At 36.4% G+C, this 16,834-nt stretch carries 18 protein-coding genes, 2 pseudogenes and 1 riboswitch; of the genes and pseudogenes, 2 read left to right on the forward strand and 18 right to left on the reverse strand.

The window, feature by feature from the left end; all coding sequences use genetic code 11:
* Positions 1-71 precede the first annotated feature (71 nt).
* The 7 genes from A6749_RS26230 to A6749_RS26260 all read right to left on the reverse strand — a co-directional run bounded on the left by A6749_RS26230 (position 72) and on the right by A6749_RS26260 (position 5,163).
* On the reverse strand, positions 72-458 hold the full coding sequence (locus A6749_RS26230) for a VOC family protein (RefSeq protein ID WP_066399695.1): 387 nt from the start codon (positions 456-458) through the stop codon (positions 72-74).
* A 187-nt stretch (positions 459-645) separates the two neighbouring features.
* Positions 646-1,476, reverse strand: a complete 831-nt coding sequence (locus A6749_RS26235) for a GNAT family N-acetyltransferase (RefSeq protein WP_066399707.1) — start codon at positions 1,474-1,476, stop codon at positions 646-648.
* A gap of 188 nt (positions 1,477-1,664) precedes the next feature.
* Positions 1,665-1,910, reverse strand: a complete 246-nt coding sequence (locus tag A6749_RS26240; protein WP_066399716.1) for a hypothetical protein — start codon at positions 1,908-1,910, stop codon at positions 1,665-1,667.
* 190 nt (positions 1,911-2,100) lie between these two features.
* On the reverse strand, positions 2,101-2,265 hold the full coding sequence (locus tag A6749_RS28510) for a hypothetical protein (RefSeq protein WP_161487173.1): 165 nt from the start codon (positions 2,263-2,265) through the stop codon (positions 2,101-2,103).
* A 421-nt stretch (positions 2,266-2,686) separates the two neighbouring features.
* The gene (locus tag A6749_RS26245; RefSeq protein WP_066399719.1) at positions 2,687-3,373 is read right to left on the reverse strand and encodes an alpha/beta fold hydrolase; all 687 of its coding nucleotides are present in this window, start codon (positions 3,371-3,373) and stop codon (positions 2,687-2,689) included.
* A 582-nt stretch (positions 3,374-3,955) separates the two neighbouring features.
* Positions 3,956-4,117, reverse strand: a complete 162-nt coding sequence (locus A6749_RS26255; protein WP_066399729.1) for an aspartyl-phosphate phosphatase Spo0E family protein — start codon at positions 4,115-4,117, stop codon at positions 3,956-3,958.
* Positions 4,118-4,242: 125 nt separating this feature from the next.
* Positions 4,243-4,329: riboswitch (cyclic di-GMP riboswitch) on the reverse strand.
* A 276-nt stretch (positions 4,330-4,605) separates the two neighbouring features.
* Positions 4,606-5,163 carry a hypothetical protein gene (locus tag A6749_RS26260; protein WP_066401220.1) on the reverse strand — a complete coding sequence of 186 codons (558 nt, stop codon included), beginning with the start codon at positions 5,161-5,163 and terminating at the stop codon, positions 4,606-4,608.
* A gap of 783 nt (positions 5,164-5,946) precedes the next feature.
* Between A6749_RS26260 and A6749_RS26265 the strand changes: the two genes are divergently transcribed.
* Complete coding sequence (locus A6749_RS26265) at positions 5,947-6,789, forward strand: alpha/beta fold macrolide esterase (RefSeq protein WP_066399732.1); 843 nt, start codon at positions 5,947-5,949, stop codon at positions 6,787-6,789.
* A gap of 256 nt (positions 6,790-7,045) precedes the next feature.
* Here A6749_RS26265 and A6749_RS26270 read toward each other — a convergent pair whose 3' ends face one another.
* The 3 genes and pseudogenes from A6749_RS26270 to A6749_RS26275 form a co-directional block, all read right to left on the reverse strand.
* On the reverse strand, positions 7,046-8,272 hold the full coding sequence (locus A6749_RS26270; RefSeq protein ID WP_084797996.1) for an FAD-dependent monooxygenase: 1,227 nt from the start codon (positions 8,270-8,272) through the stop codon (positions 7,046-7,048).
* 197 nt (positions 8,273-8,469) lie between these two features.
* A pseudogene (locus A6749_RS29055) lies at positions 8,470-8,601 on the reverse strand (NUDIX domain-containing protein); the annotation flags it as partial.
* On the reverse strand, positions 8,595-9,206 hold the full coding sequence (locus A6749_RS26275) for a CGNR zinc finger domain-containing protein (protein ID WP_066399739.1): 612 nt from the start codon (positions 9,204-9,206) through the stop codon (positions 8,595-8,597). The pseudogene A6749_RS29055 and the gene A6749_RS26275, both read right to left, overlap by 7 nt.
* Positions 9,207-9,349: 143 nt before the next feature.
* On the opposite strand from A6749_RS26275, the gene A6749_RS26280 reads away from it, so the two are divergent.
* Complete coding sequence (locus A6749_RS26280; RefSeq protein WP_066399742.1) at positions 9,350-9,823, forward strand: hypothetical protein; 474 nt, start codon at positions 9,350-9,352, stop codon at positions 9,821-9,823.
* A 284-nt stretch (positions 9,824-10,107) separates the two neighbouring features.
* Here the strand turns inward: A6749_RS26280 and A6749_RS26285 are convergent, their stop codons facing one another.
* From A6749_RS26285 to A6749_RS26320, 8 genes and pseudogenes are all read right to left on the reverse strand, one after another.
* Positions 10,108-10,593, reverse strand: a complete 486-nt coding sequence (locus tag A6749_RS26285) for a hypothetical protein (protein WP_066399745.1) — start codon at positions 10,591-10,593, stop codon at positions 10,108-10,110.
* Positions 10,594-10,950: 357 nt separating this feature from the next.
* Positions 10,951-11,564 (reverse strand): annotated as a pseudogene (locus tag A6749_RS26290) (FMN-dependent NADH-azoreductase).
* A gap of 49 nt (positions 11,565-11,613) precedes the next feature.
* Complete coding sequence (locus tag A6749_RS26295; protein ID WP_066399747.1) at positions 11,614-12,990, reverse strand: MFS transporter; 1,377 nt, start codon at positions 12,988-12,990, stop codon at positions 11,614-11,616.
* A 76-nt stretch (positions 12,991-13,066) separates the two neighbouring features.
* The gene (locus tag A6749_RS26300) at positions 13,067-13,657 is read right to left on the reverse strand and encodes a TetR/AcrR family transcriptional regulator (RefSeq protein ID WP_066399757.1); all 591 of its coding nucleotides are present in this window, start codon (positions 13,655-13,657) and stop codon (positions 13,067-13,069) included.
* Between the two features lie 260 nt (positions 13,658-13,917).
* A complete protein-coding gene (locus A6749_RS26305; RefSeq protein ID WP_066399767.1) occupies positions 13,918-14,109 on the reverse strand; it encodes a hemolysin XhlA family protein in 192 nt (63 codons plus the stop codon).
* Between the two features lie 244 nt (positions 14,110-14,353).
* Positions 14,354-14,878, reverse strand: coding sequence for a GNAT family N-acetyltransferase (locus tag A6749_RS26310; protein WP_066399770.1), 525 nt, complete (start codon positions 14,876-14,878; stop codon positions 14,354-14,356).
* Between the two features lie 178 nt (positions 14,879-15,056).
* Entirely contained in the window at positions 15,057-15,530 is a 474-nt protein-coding gene (locus tag A6749_RS26315) for a GNAT family N-acetyltransferase (protein WP_066399780.1), read from the reverse strand.
* Between the two features lie 651 nt (positions 15,531-16,181).
* Positions 16,182-16,796 (reverse strand): GNAT family N-acetyltransferase, encoded by a 615-nt coding sequence (locus A6749_RS26320; protein WP_066399787.1) that lies wholly within the window; start codon positions 16,794-16,796, stop codon positions 16,182-16,184.
* Positions 16,797-16,834: the final 38 nt, after the last annotated feature.

Here is a 16,834-nt window from a genome sequence, read left to right on the forward strand (position 1 = left end):
GTCTTGCTTAGTTAGCATAGGCAGAACTGCTATGAAGAATGCTAACGGTTGCCTGAGATAACCGTGCATCTTCAGAGATTTTGCACAATCTGAATTGGATTACCGTCCGGATCTGCAACCCAAGCAATGAGCAGCCGACCGAGCCATTCGTACGGTGAGACCAATGCTTTGGCACCATTCGAGGTGACGGTTTCAAAGGCCGCAGCAGTTTCATCCGTCCACAAAATCACGGCAACACGCTGCCCATGAGCCACGGGGGCGAGGCCGTGATCATCGCGCGTAGAAGAAACGGATGCGATTCCTATTTTGTAATCATCGAGAACCATATCAATATGAATCGGTTCGCCATCGTTTGGCACTCGAAAGGTCTCGGTAAACCCCAGACTCTTGTAAAACGTAGCTGCTCTAACTACATCCGAACTGAACAGAATAACTTGGGGATTACGGAAGATCGACAATTTTTACACCTCCTATTGTTCGGGTTAGAACGTAAGCCATTAATTATTAGTTCAATTATTTCGTGGAAAATCCTTTTCTTATTCAAATATATAACGCTTTTATGTTAAAAAGAGCAGATTCATACTCTGGTAATGCGCTCGATTGCGCAACAGTCAAATCACGGTTCTTCAACCAATAATAGAATAATTATTCGAGAGAAAAATAATATCCAACATAGTTAAATACATTTCTGAATCCTAAATTCTCTGCAACTACAACTGAGGGCTTGTTCATTTCCATACAATCCCAATATGGAACCAAATTATTCTCCAAACAATCTTTAACAAAACTGTGAGCTACCCTTTGAGCTAATTTTTTCCCCTGATGAGACTTTAATGTTTCAATATCTATGCAGTGTACATTTCCAGCGACAAAACCTGAAAAACAAACACAAACAATTTCATTTTTGTAAACCATACAATAACCAATGCCATTACTAAAGAAACTCTCAGGTGAGGACCAAAACTCTAATATTTTTGATTGTAAAAATTCAATATTTTTAATTGAGTTATTATTATTTTCAAGGAGAGTATTGCAGATTTTTATAACTTTATATCCTTGTTCAATGACAGGTTCATAATTACCTTTATAATCACCCTTTTGTAAGGTATAAACCCTCTGATTCCAACTCTCTAATTTACGATGTTCAAAAACTCTTTCAATAATCTTATTCCATTTTTCTTGATTGCCAACTCCTTCAAACCAGCTTAGTTGGACTTTTTTTGCTTCGGGTTTGATTAAATTGTTAATAAAATGGTTTAATTCTCTATTAAACTCCTTGTTTTGCTCATTTCCAAAAAATATAAATCCATCATTATTTCCTAACCAAATAAGCCCGGATGTAGGGTTAATAGTATCATCTACAAAGATACGACCCGGATTAATATTTTCAACAATTGCTATTGCTTCTAATTGCCCTTTTTCATTTAACAGTTTTTTACACTTACTAAACTCAGTTTTATCCAGTTCTGATATCATAAAACATCCCTACCTCATTCTTTCTGGAAAATTATCAACTTAACAACTCAACGATTTTATATGATCGAAATATTTGTAAAATTTATATCAGGTTTTAACGAGAAGTTACTCCTATTAAATGGCACTAAAATGAAAAATGAGCGCTTGTTCAAGGATAGCGCCCTTTAAAAGAATAGATCTATAGAGAACTAACCAGCTATTCCGTATGCTAATAATATGAAAAATACACAGACTAACACCGCACCATTAGATAAAACCCCAATTACTCCCGATAACCAATTCTTAGAAATTACAGCAAAAATTATTCCGAGTAGTGAAAGAGAACCTAAAATTATTATTATTAACGGCAAATCTGCGTTCGGTCCTCTAAGAATAAAAAACATAAGTACGCTAATCAATACCATTAGAATTGATAAAACTCCAAACTTATTCATCTCTATCCCCAATCTAGGTATTTTGTTTTTACACCTATTTCATAATCAAACTAAAATTCATTTACAATTATTTCATATCCCAGTACGTTGCCAAATCACTAATCACAGATATGGTCCTTAAATGAAAATGCGATCCTTATTCATGGATTGCGCAAGTTTGGTGAATAAGGTATTGACTAATTAAGCGTGTTTACTTAATCGTCCCCTTATCGGAACAATAACCGCATAGAACACTAATATCACAAGCAAAAAAGCTGGTAAAATCTAAGGCTATGATAAATTGCCAATAGGGGATGTCAAAACGGAAAGCCATTAGCTTTTTCAAGTGTTGTTTTTCATAACTATTTCCATCCATTTCTTTCTCCTTTATTTAAAGTTGTCTATTTTTAGATGTGTTTGAATTCTTCCTAATCTTCCTTTACAATCTGTTCCATTAAAATAAACTACTAATTTTAGATATTATACCATATTTTTACACAAATTTTTATTTCAAATTGGCACGAAAAAAAAAGACACGCCGTTTTATGTACGTGCCTTCCTATCGTTTCTCAACTAGCCACTTAGTTGAGCATAAATTTTTGTGGTCTCACTTTTCTCGTTACCAAGTAAGCTCTGAAAAACACTTCCCTTTCTTTATCACCTTTTCAATGGACAAAACTTTTTTTCCGTCTTCTTCTGAGACAACAACTCTGTACTTTCTTTGCTTTTGAAATGATTCTCAATGGGTTCTTCATTGCAACATTCAGTTCTACTTACCCATTAGGCTGAAATAAAGTTCAATCTAGAAAACTTTTTACGGTAGTTAAGAAGGCTGATAAATTTTCCTCATGCACATGGTGGCCGGCATTTTCTATCGTTACCAGGTCGCAAGTTGGAATAAGCTTAGAGACTTCCAGTAATTTATTATGAGGAATGTGACTGGACCCACCACCTATAATAAGAGTCGGTATGATAATATCGGTAAGACGCTCCCACCATTTGGGATTAGGTTCATTAAGTTGATGTAGAATCGAAGGTACAACCGGCCAATCGAACGGTAGGGGATCAGAGGGTTTAGAAGGAATTTCGATCGGCTTATTCCGAAAAGGAGGAGGAGTGTCTTCAACAATTAACCGCTCTATCCTCGAAGGAAATGTTTCCGCGAAAAGATATGAAACAGTTCCCCCCATGGAATGACCAATTAGCGTAAACCGTTCCAAATTCAACGCATTTACAAAAGAAAGCAAGTCATCACACATCAATTCAAAAGAATATGTACTAGTTCTGGCACTTCCACCATGACCTCTTTGGTCTAAAGCTAATACGCGATATTTTTCTCCTAAGCTAGCAGCTACTAGATCCCATGATTCTGCACTTTTTCCCAGCGCATGAAGGGCAACAAGCGGTGGTGCAGAAGGTTCCCCACATTCACGATATTGAAAAGTGAGTCCATTCAATTCAATTTGGTTCACACGTATTTCCATCTCCGGTCAACTCCTAATTGAGGTTTCGTCATCTGAAACCTGATTTATTTAGTATCTACATCTATATATTCATCGAATGTGTGAAGATTACCTTCTTGAACCTCTTCCTTTTTGTTAAATAATTCTTAATCATCTTCAGACTCTGGTGTTCTATACATAAAGAAAGAGCGTAATTCTTGCTACAGAATTGCGCACCTTCGAAAATGATTGCCTTCTTAATCATCCTTTCATTCGTGAGGATTTTATTCCAGTGTGTTAAGAAGCTGTCCCAATCATTAGGATCTTTACTCGGCTGCCATATAGAGTGCTTCACGGTCCTGTTGGTGTTTAAAAAAAAGAGGAAGGTCATCCTCAAACACATTCCGAAGCATTATTCTACTTATCAAACTTCCCCCTTGGCGATTACTTTATTTTTACAAACTTTATTGAATAACTTATAGTTCGACTACTTACGAATAAACCCTTCTCTTACTCAACAAAATGGACTTGAATGAAAATGAGCGCTTATCCTTATTCCAGGATTGCGCTCAATAGTTGAATATCAAAAAATTATTTATATACTTGATACGGGGATGCTATGAGTTAATTTTTCAAATTTCTTTGATAGATCGTGATGAGTTCATCTAACTTTTGACTGCAAAAAAGAGTGTCGTGACTATTTAAGCCGGTTAATCTTACCGTCTGGATTAATTCCCTTTTTAATTGATCAATTCTGATTTCTAAATGTTCTATTTCCGTAAACACTTTTCAAACTCCTAGCCTTCTGATTCTAGTATTCTTTTTAAATTCCCAATTCTAAGGCTTCTTAAATAGGTTCTATCCAATCATTATCTAAATCTCTGGCAATCCCCCCAAAATATGATTCTATTTTAGGTAACTCAGCCATCTTAGTTAGAAACCACCTTAGACCTGTAGTTTTGCGTCCTTATTTTTCAATAAGTTTGCCTTTTCTTTTTATATATTACTTTAAGTAGATTCCGAAATTTGTCGCATTATGTATTTTCTATTTAAAAAATTGACAAAAGGATTACTATTTTGCCTTTTTAGTTTTACTGTTTAGATGTACCCTACTCATTCGTGAGTAGGGTTCCTGGCTTATAAGATAAAAAAAACAGACTCTATAAAGTGCCTGCTTAAGTTTGGTTTTAGGTGCAATGAAACTTACAAAAACAGCACTATTCTCCCATCCCTTTTGAATCGATGAGAGAATAGCCATTATTAAACTATAGTTATTATTTAATTTCGATTGCAGAAGCCTTGTTGTCCCAATCCGAAGCCATATTAGCAGTTATCCCATACCAATCAGAATGTCTAAATGAGACTCCTTTACCTTTTCCTTGAGATGACGTATGCTCCCAAAGAATCGTCATATAGCTATAAGAAGGTGACGCTGTACTTAAAGAGGAAATTCTGTCATTCCAGCTGGAAGGCAAGTCTTTAAACCCTGATCTCCAATATATATACTGTCCACCTTTATTTTTAAACTCATAGAAATCAGTACAACAAGGACCGCTGGCCATGATACCAATATCGTTTTTTAGTTTCTGTTTTTCTTTTTGTTTATCTTTTTCAATAAATGCCTGGAAAGTTTCCTCGCTGGTAAATCCATACGCCAACCAATCGCCCTTTTGATTCTGTTTAGGCAGTACTAGGGTTATTTTTATTTCTTTGTTGGATTCGATATTGACTTTGGCTAGCGAATTCACGTCTTTTTCATCCACAGTTAAATAGTGGAACGATTTAATCGTATAATCTTTTTCTGCTGCATTTGTCGCTGGTACCATTATCATCCAAACGAAAAGAGAACATATGACGGAAAGACAAAGCTTTTTTATTCGCAAATTTTCCAACTCCCTATTAGTTAAAATTACATACTTTGGCCGTAAAAAGTGAACAGATGTTGAGGCACTTCGTAAAATCTTAACAGAACAACCGATTTTGCCTTCTTGTAATCAATGGATTATCCCGTTTCATTCCTGATCCGTTTATATGAAACGTGTTAGGGGATGATGCATTTTGGTCCTTAGACTATAGCGAAAATGCAAAAACATTGAAAAGCATAACATAAACAGTAACATCAATTTCTTATAGTTCCTTGAGGGATTACTGCATTTTTCTCCTTTCCTCCCTAAAACATTTTATCAACTAAAAGTTTACATTATAAAAAAATGGATTATAAGGTAAAAACTTCCTATTTATTTTATCAGACTTATGAATTATTGATCTTTCTTTAATCGTGTTCCTGAATCACGCCCTATAATTGAAAATCGTGTAACAATAATTTTAGCTTATATTTTCCCAAATCTAACATTAAGGCTTAACTGCATAGAAGTATAAAGAGATAAATTCAAACAGGTAAATTTTGGTATAAAAGGTGTTCCCCCTATGTTATAGTAATTAATATAGGGATGATTCCCATTTTAAATAATGTTTTAATGGAGGCCACGTCATGATTATTAAGTGGGTACGACTACGATAATTATAGGGTCAGTCCAATCATGTTCCGGAAAGAGTTTATTGATCTGCGCCTTAGTAACAGCGATTAGATAATAAATAATACGGAGGTAAAAAACATGAGTAAACAGATACTGAAAATAAATAAAGTGGAAATATGTACAGAAAGTTTCGGAAACTCTAAGGACCCTGCTGTGCTTATGATCATGGGAGCAATGTCTTCATTAGACTGGTGGGATGAAGACTTCTGTCTCCGCCTCGCTAATCAGGGGAGGTTTGTCATTCGGTACGATCATCGGGATCTGGGACAATCGACTATTTATGAGCCTGGTACTTCCAACTATACAATAACGGACCTGGCTGACGATGCGGCCGGTGTCCTGGATGCTTATTCCATAGAGCAGGCTCATATCGTTGGAATGTCTATGGGCGGTATGATCGGCCAAATTCTTGCCTTGAAATATCCAGAAAGTGTATTAACTCTTACGCTAATTGCATCAAGTGTGTTCGGGACTGAAATGGAAAAACTGCCTCCAATGGATCAAAGTATACTGGATCATCATGCGAAGAGTGGTGCCATCGATTGGTCAAATCGGGAGGCGGTCATTGCTTATCTTGCAGATGGATGGAAAACTTTATCCGGTTCCAAACCTTATGAGCAGGAAAGAATGTATAAACTGGGGGAAATGGAGGTTAACCGTGCCAAACAGCTACAGAGCAGATTTAATCATGCCATGCTACAAGGCGGAAATGATTATTTCGATAGAATGAGTGAGATCAGCGTACCTGTGCTTATTATACATGGCACAGAGGATCCAGCTCTTCCATATGAACACGGGCTTGCACTTGCGAAAGCCATCCCTCATTCTGAATTAATGCCTCTTGGTGGATCAGGTCATGAGATTCATAGCGAAGACTGGGACCAAATTATAGATTCAGTTGTAAAGCATAGTTCGCTATAAAAAAATTACGTTTAATTTATGATTACAGCCAATAAAACGTACCACCACTGCCATGTTTTTTACCAGCAGATGCCATGAAATGTACCACTTGCTGCTATTGTGTTTATCAATAGGATAAATTCAATAATTTTAAAATTAAAAAAGCCTAATCCCTCCATGTTTTTTTACCGAGGAATTAGGCTTATAATCTACATAAACGCGCCCGATTGTGATACAAAAAGTGTTATTACAATAAATAAAGATAAGCGATATCTTGTTATTTATCGAATACAAATTCAGGATTAATGGCTACAGGTTTTTTCATGACAAATAGCTTCTTCTGGATCATAGAAAAAAGTGGAGTTTTGAAAGCAGCAGATACAATGTATGGTCGAATCCCTTTTACAAATTTTGACGAAGTAAAAAACAAATTTCCCATTCGCTCTTGAATTTGGTGAATTTCCTCAATCTCTTCACTTCGAATTTCCTGAACTCTACAAAGAACTTTAGCTGAGACATCACGTTTTTGCAGCGCATCCCAAATAACATCAGCCGCCACAACTGCTGTCGTTACTGCTAAAGAAACTCCTATTGCTCCTACAGGAGATGAACAATGGGCAGCATCACCGATCAGCAAGCAGCCATTCTTTGCCCACGTTTTAACCATATGATTTTTTGCCTGAAGCGGTACGAATGGTTTAAAGTCAACCAAAGATTCAGCAAATTCATGAAATCCTTTGTTAGCATGCATAATTTCTTGACGAAAATTTTCTATTCCCTGACCCAGCGTTTCTTTCCATTCACCCCGAGGTAAAGCAATGCCTACTTGGAGTAAATCAGGGTATTTCGGCAGTGTTATATAACTGTGTCCCTCTGTGATTTTAAATCGTAATTCTTCTCCCCAATGAGAAGGCCGTTTTACACTGAACCAGATTAGATCACCAGGATAATGTTGATATTCTAAGTCAAAACCACCTAAACGACGAATCGTGGAAAACCGTCCATCAGCTCCGACTACTACTTTTGCCTGGATTTCAAGCAGCTCTTTATTCTTCTGCTCAACAACCACCCCTGTCACTGCTCCATCCTTCTCGAGCAGTTTTTTTACTGGGGCATGAAACATCATATCAAACGTTGGATATTCCTTTGCTTTTTTGTATAGGGCTTGAAGTAAAATAGGCTGAGGAATCCAGAGAGCATAAGGTGCTTCTGCAATCATGGAAGTAAAATCAATGTCACCCATCTTTTTATCATAATGATAAAAAGCACCTTTCTTTAGCTTAGAATGAGGCAATTGTTCGATATACTCACGTAATTTTAATTGATTAAGCAATTGAATAAAACGTGGCTGAAGCACCTCTCCACGGTATTCACGATCAAAATTATCGTGGCTCTCCAAGACGATTACTTGAACACCAACCTTAGCCAATAATAAGCCAAGCATCATGCCCGCCGGTCCTCCCCCAACAACAATAACATCCTTTTGTATTTGTTTTCCAATCATTCTGCTACTTCCTCCCTAAATTCAAACATCAATGGGATTATATGTAGAAAAATCGATATATTGCTTGCTTTAATAATTCAAGAATATGGCCCTTAAACAAAATGAGCGCATTCCTCTATTTCAAGGATAGCGCCCTTTCGCTGATGATCATCACAAAGCCTAATTGAACAAAAACACCTTTTATTTAAATAAAGATCAAAAAGTAGGAAAAATAGCTGATGTCCTCTTACTTCGAAAAATGCTTCACTTATAGAAAAAACACCATCAATCTCTACGTCTAAGCCCGTTTCTTCTTTTACTTCACGAATTGCAGCTTCACTGACTATTTCTTGTTCTGGTAAAAGCGTCGGGCTTTAGCACGGTTCCCGCAGTCGGCCATCGAACACCAACGACGGCTCCGATTACGGCTGGTATCGAAGAAAAGCCAACCACATTGATCGCCTTCACATTGACTAACACGTTTCAGGTCCTTTTCAGAGGTCAAAATATCTACTGCAGACTGGACAATTGGAGGAAGCATACTATCAAATGCTCCTTCTGGGATTTCTAAGTGCATTGAAAAAACGTTTCCCATCCGTACAAGATGTATTAGTTGATAATAATGATGTATCACTTTATTAAAGTTTGTCAGGTCCTCTGGATTTATTAGTTCCTCTTTAGTGAAAGAACGAAATATCCGGTAAATCACTTCCCGCAGTTGAATGGCTTGCGCAAGAGTCTGTTCAGCTTCTGATGGATCGTGTACAGATTTTTTCAGGAGGAGCTGAGCCTGCTCCTCCTCTAGAATTCCAGCATGGTGACTCCAATCCACTAGTTTATCGTAACTCATAAACCAATCCCGCCTTTTATCCTCACTCTCACGCCAGCTGATCGTATTTACGAAATCGAGACATAACCGCTCTCCGACCATCATATATTTGTTAGTTTCAGACATTGTGAAAACTCCTTCATTTTATATAACCATCATAAACTATATTGACAGTTATATTCAACTCGATTAAAATATAACCATCTAAATGATTTTAGATGGTTATTTGGTCGATCTCTAGTTTTTATCAAAAATTTGGAGGTAACGAGATGAACGATATGTTAAAGGAATCTTTGAATGTGTTGATGAAAGAAACATTTGATGGACCTAGTGGGAATGGAAGCTGGTACACTGAATCAAAGCCAGGAAGCGGCATTTTCGGCACGCTCGAAAAAGTATCTGCAGAAGAAGCATCCATATTGGTCCAAGGTACCACTATTGCAGCACACATAGATCATACCCGATATTATCTGTGGATGGCGAACTCCTATATGAAAGGTGATAAACCAGAGCTTGATTGGTCGGAATCATGGAAAATCTCATCCGTGGATGAAAACACCTGGTCAAGGTTTAAAGTAGAACTTCAAAACGAGTACACTACGCTTCTTGAAAACATCAATTCATTCACCTCCTTAGACCAACAAACCTTAAACAGTATCCTAGGGTCATTAGCACACTCAGCCTATCATCTCGGAGCTATCCGTCAAATGATCAAAGCTGTTAAAGTCCCAAGCCAGACATAATCACATCGAACAAAAAAGCAGCGATCCGTATTCAAACGTTTCGCTGTTTTTTATATTGGTTGTCCCGCTGTATTAAGCTTGTTTTCTGTATTTATTGGCACAGTCTTTTTAAACAATGTAAGAATGATTTTTACAATGCAGTTGGGATTACATATAACGGCGGCCAAATTATTACCGTCACTGGAATTGAATTCATTTTCTCCCTTACTCTAATGGTCCAATTAATAAAAATGGCGCATTTATTACAGAATGCGCCCTTTAATTGATTAAACACACATGCTTATTTACTCATTTTTTCGTTTTCTATACATTATGAACCAACCAATACCATTTATCAAAATCAGCCCAAAAATAGTGTTACCTAGAGGTGCCCATCCATTCTCGCCAGTAAATAGTAATGAAAGGATCACCTTTCCAATGAGTGTTACATTCAAAATAATCAAACCAAACTTAAGCGAATGCTTCCAAAAAGACATCAAGATTAAAACCACGAAAACCATCATTATAGCAATCGTAAAAATAGCTGAAATTGGGTTACTTAAAAGCATTCGCTCATATTGCAAAACTGCCTGCATTTGCGGATTAATTGTTTCTGGTGCTGGAAACCAAACCATACTACTCATCATTAACACAAAAGTTATGATTACACCTTTCATGCTACGTTTATATGCAAAATAAACTAACACGATTAAAAAGATAGGGCGTATATACCAACTTAACGGATTTAGATGCCGCTGAAAAGCCCAATCCAGTATTTCTTGAAATTCCATTTATTTAACTCCTCTCGCTAATTTGGCATTATTATACAAGATGGGATGAACATATTATGTATACATTGTATTAGCTTTTATCTGAGGTATTCTAAGAATAGTAATAAAAAATCCCCCACTAAACTCCCATTACTTAAATCACTTAGAGGTTAGATTATTTTCTAATAATTTCTTTCTTCTACAATCTGGTACTAAAATAAAAAATGAGCACTTATCCTTGTTCAAGGATAAGCGCTTTTGACCGATGTGGATACTCACTAACACCCTCCCAACTAAGTAGCTCCCTGTCTTAACGATTCGAGTATCATTATCTTCATCACCCTAAGTCAAAAATGTTTATAAACAATTAATCCAAATTTAAAATGATTTCGCTGTTTCAACGGCTTTTTTAAGACCATCCTTAATAATGGCTTCTCTTCGGTCAGGAAATTGACTTTGTCCCTCAATGACTACCGTTGTAATGTCTGAAATACCAAATACTTTTAAATGATTCTTAACAAAACTGACAGCCATTTCAGAAGAATCCCCTTCGGCGTATACTCCACCTCTTGCGTTCAATAAAGCCACTTTCTTATCAGGTAAGAGACCAACCTGACCTTCAGCTGTATACTTAAATGTTTTACGTGGGTGATGCAGATAGTCAAGATAAGTGTGTAGCACTGCAGGAACAGTTAAGTTCCAAAGTGGAAAAGCAATGACCAATTTATCAGCTGCGATAAACTGTTCCAGATGTTTAATAACAATTTCATGTACCTTCTTCTCTTCTAGTGTAAGTTCCATCCCCTGAGAAGATTTGAATTTCCACTAATCATAACATCACCTAAATAAGGCAATTTTTCTTTATATAAATCGAGTTCAATCACCGAATCATTTGGATGCGATGCTCTATAGCTTTCAAAAAATGCATCATATAATTTCCCCGTAACAGATTCTTGACGATTGTTTGCCTTAACAAATAAAGTTGTTGTCATTTTAATTTCCTCCCAATATAAGTAATAGTAAACTTAATCTGAACTGACTTCAGCCTTCAAGCTTGATGCTTTTTCTCTTTGCTCTGCCAAACTGGAAGTAATAAAATAGCAGAATGCCTACATGTAAAGTAGCAAGAACGAGAAATATATTGCTGTAAATGATACCGTTTGGATAGATATTTGCCGGGTTCCAGCGGTCATTGGAGCCAAGGTCCACTACCTTACCGTAAACCCCTGAAGCCATTCCCCCTGCAATGAAATTTAACATTGATAAAAGTCCCATTCCCACACCAGCCTGTTCCTTTGGCAAAGTCATTGAGACTGAATTGGACATCGCAATCATCATAAAGGTTTGCCCCACATGACCAAAAATCAAAAAGATAGCAATGAAAACGGGAGATATTCCAGTGAAGGTTGAAAGTAAAATAAAACAGGGCAATAACAATCCAGATGCAACATAGTAGAGATACGAATTTCCTTTCAAGTCTGCTAGTTTACCACCTTTTCTCCCAAGTATCGCTGAGGCTACTGCAGCAGGAACCATCGCAAATCCAGTCCAGCTAGGTGACAACTGTTGTACATCAGCCAAAAGCAATGGACTTAGAAAATAAAGGGAAAAACCAATTCCGCTGATTAGAAAAGTAATTGTAAGTCTGAGAGTGTAGCTCTTATTTGTAAAAAGCTTAGGTTGAACAAACGGCTCGGTAACAGAACAAATTCGTATGATGAACAACGCTAAAATAAGAATAGCGGTAATAATAAACCACCATGTTCCACTCGTAACGCCTAGAAGAAGCAAGGTTAATGCAGTAGCCAGAAAACCTCCACCAACCCAATCGAGCTTTCCGGAATCCCCCTGATCATCCCCCAAATTTTTACGATAAAAGGGCAACGTAAATAAAATGAAGAGAGGAATACAGAATAACCAGCGCCAATGCGCAACACTTACAATTAATGCTGAAATAACCGGACCAAGAGCACTGCCAATAGCCAAACCTACGAACGCTGTACCCAAAGCTGAGCCTCTCTCTTCAGGAGGAAAGTAGCGCAATGGAATAATCATTGCTGTTGCTGGGATTGCAGCAGCTCCTACTGCTTGTAAGCACCTTCCGACAAGCAGCATCCAGTAAGTTTGGGAGGCCAAGCCAATCAATGAACCGACAGCAAAAAATAACAATCCAAATGTTAACAAATTTTTGAGCTTATATCGGTCTGCCAGCTTCCCGTAAATGACCGTTCCTATCCCGTAAATTAAAGTATACGATGAAGTGACCCAGCTTACCTGAGCAGTAGTAAGCTCAAAAGCTTTACTAATTTCGGGAAGTACGAAGTTGAACATCAACACGCTCATTGCTGATAGGATAAGTGTGAACATTAGAATACGCATTAATTTCTTTCCTATCTGTTGAGATATTTCCTTTTCCATTCCCATAACCACCCTTCAATTAATTTAATAATACATATGACAGTCTGTACTGACTGTCATATTGTTTGTAGAAAAACTAGGGAGTTAAAGCCCTAGTGAATGTTTGTACACTCTCTATTATAAATGTCTCTAAAGACACGTTTGGAAAGTTATCATTGGAATCCAGGTTGTTCATAAAAGCGCCGAAATTCAGCATCATGAACGACAGCGCTTGTAGTTCAGGATTTGTTTGAATCAGCTTTCCTTTTTCGTACATAACCATAAAATAATTAGTCAAAATATCCAGTAACTGTCGAGGGTGTTTTTGTGTTCTTTCTCTAAGCCCGGGTAAATTACCTTCCTCCTTGATGCTAATCATAATCATTTTCCGGTTACGATTCATAACTTCATGGTATGTCCGACTGATCAGGAGCAAATCTGTTTGCAAATCCCATACAAGCTGCTCGTTAAATAGTTTGGTCATCTCCTCTGCATAATGAAAACGGTCAAATGCTGTTTCGAGAAGGTTTAGTTTGCTTCCAAATCGGCGAAATAGCGTTTTTTCACTCAAACCTGCCACAGTAGCGATTTCCTGAGTTGATACACCATTGTACCCTTTTTCAGCCATTAGATCGATGGCTGCCAACAGCAGCTTATCATTGTTACTTAAATTATTACTGGTACTCATACTAACATCCTTTCTATTGTACTGTCAGTGCTGACTGTCTTTAGTTTATATTATATTCTGCTGTTATAAATTTGTTAAGAAAAATTTACCTTTTTAGTACTAATAAAATGTTGAGCGACTGAAACAGTCGAAATTTCCTGAATGATCTTGGGCCTTTCCCAAATTAATTCTTTGGATTTTAAAATGTGTATGCCATACTTTTCCTCTCCTTAAATAAAAATAAAAAGCCGCCCTGATCGGACAGCTTAATGTTAGTTCACCTAAAAACCTTTAATGATCAAACCAAGCAAAGTTGTTATAATTGCTCCTACGATAATTCTAAGAATCCATGTTGTATTATCTTTTATAGACACAATGTCCTCTTTTACGTCTTTGATAGTTGTTTCTGCAACAGCTATTCGAGATTTAACATCTGACATATTGTCCTCTATTTTATCAAGACGCTTGTCCATCGTTCTCCTCCTTTAAACATAAAACTTTCTTAATATAATATTTCAAGTTTGAGGATTTTGAATGGACGATTGATGTATACCCTTATAAATTAGCAAAATAAATTAGAATACTCTTGAATGCTAATCAAAAACCATTTTTAAATTCATTTATCCTCTCCTTTAGAAGTGTATTTTTGAATTTGTGCATTAATCTCGGACTCATGGAACTGGAATAACCAAGAATAGCGGCCGATTGTTTAATTGTTTAATAAGATGAATCTTTATTAACCCAAATATAATGAACAAACTGTAACTTCTGACCATTCATTTCAAATTCTTTATCACCGGTTTCTGTACGCTCAAATCCGTTTTTCTCTAAAACTTTTTGAGATGCTATATTATCGGTTGTTGTTTTCGCCTTAACTTGTTTTATGCCTAGCTCTATTACTGTTTCTAATAATAATTTCAATGCTTTTGTAGCAACACCTTTTCCAGTATGTTGCTGTCCTACTCTATAGCCTAAGTGCCCGATTTTATAAGATTCATCAATATCAACTAAATTAATCCTTCCAAGAATAGAACCATTTTGATCTTTAATTAAATAGAAATTTGAAATCCCTTTAGCTTGTTCTTCAAGTAAGGATTCATGCCTAATGTTAAAAAACTCTGGCTTATAATAGTCATCTCCCCGAGTAGGTACCATTTCCTCGAAAAAGGTTCTGTTTTCAAATTCAAACTTATACAAATCTTTCTCATCTGTGCTATCTAACTTCTCAATTACTATATCCATGTATACTATCCACCTATCAAGTTTTATGTTTTATTAAAGCTCCTCTTCCATAACTAACCTGTATCTTTACGATAAGTTTATTTGTTAAGCAACTGGCTGTTTTCTTTATGATTGGATGCTAATCCTATTACCGAATAGCACCCTTTAATGTAATAATCACTAGTATCTGCAGATTTCTTTAATTTAGGGTGAGAATAAACTCCTCCACCTCTTCGCCACGTGCATTAGAAAACCCACTGTCCTCACCAGTAATCACGAAGCCACAATTTTCTAGAACCTTAAGAGATCCGAAATTGTCTTTTGCAGCACGAGCATAAAGGGGGCGTATTGAAATGTGTTTTAAAAATTCCCATAAAGCTTTAGTTGCGATTCCTTTTCCCCAATATTCCTTTCCAATCCAATAACTAACTTCTAGTTCATCAAACTGTTCGAAGCATAGAACGTGCCCAACGACGATATCTTCGAAAATGATCGCCTGCTTAATAATCCTTTCATTCGTGAGGATTTTATTCCAGTGTGTTAAGAAGCTGTCCCAATCATTAGGATCTTTACTCGTAAAGGCTGCCATATAGAGTGCTTCACGGTCCAGTTGGTGTTTAAAAAAAATAGGAAGGTCATCCTCAATCACATTCCGAAGCATTATTCTACTCATCAAACTTCCCCCTTGTCGATTGCTTTATTTTTAAAACTTTATTGAATAACTTATAGTTCGACTACTTACGAATAAACCCTTCTCATACTCAACTAAATGGTCCTTAAATGAAAATGAGCGCTTATCCTTTTTCCTGGATTGCGCTCAATAGTTGAATATCAAAAAATTATTTATATGCTAATACGGGGATGCTATGAGTTTTATTTTTCAAATTTCTTTGATAGATCGTGATAAGTTCATCTAACTTTTAACTGCAAAAAAAGGTGTCGTTATTTAAGCCGGTTAATCTTACCGTCTGGACTAATTCCCATTTTGATTGTGATTCTGCTTTCTCTGGCAATTCCCCCAAAATTTGATACTATTTTAGGTAACTCAGCCATCAAATAAATACCCAATTTCTATAAAAAAATGACCCTCTACAATCTGGCCATTATATGCAAAATGGGCACTACTCTTTACTAAGGAATAGCCCCGATTGTTGAGTATCTAAAAAGGAATATATAGTTTTTACTAAAGCCATCTACAAATATTTTACTTTAATTATGAATGGATTTTATTTCCAGTGATAGTTCTCATTTCTTCATATTATTCTTTAGTTCTGGGCAGGATTCTCCCTCCTGTTTGCTTTTTCCATTATCTTAAAGAAATATATTACTTTTTTACGTATTTCAAAGACAAAAAATTATTGATTCCAATTTTCTTAGCCCTAATTTCTGGAAGAGGCTTTCTTTTGTACTCTTCAAATCCCAATTTGTTATATAAATTCATTGCCGATGTATTCGTATCTGCAACCTCTTCAATGACATAATCATTGTACGGAGTGTTTTCAATGATATGCTTTATGATTTGAGATGCTACACCCTGTCCTCTAAATTCTGAAGCTGTTCCTACAAACTCAATCGACCCTGTATTGGGAGGAAATTCTTCAAAAGGCGCTTCAAATTCCTTCCTTAGAAAGATCCCTGCCATACTTCCCTTGAACAATCCTAGATGCTTCCTTAATTCCTTTTTATTTAATCGAACCGATCTATCGGCACCATCCGTGCATGCTGTCATTCCAGCAATTTTATTATTAGCCACCGCTACATAAAATTGATTCAAAACAAACATATGAGCAAAAGCTTTTGCAATTTTATTTTTATCCTTTGAAAAAAAAACGAGCCATTGTGAGAATCCTTCCGAAAAAATCTCAGACATTTGTTTCCTCACATCAAAATCCACTTTATCTGCTTTCACAATAGTAAATTTATAATTCTTAGATTCCATATATTATATCACTCCTTTTTAGAATGAATATACGGTCA

It is taken from the genome of Neobacillus mesonae, from assembly GCF_001636315.1.
GTDB lineage: Bacteria > Bacillota > Bacilli > Bacillales > Cytobacillaceae > Neobacillus > Neobacillus mesonae.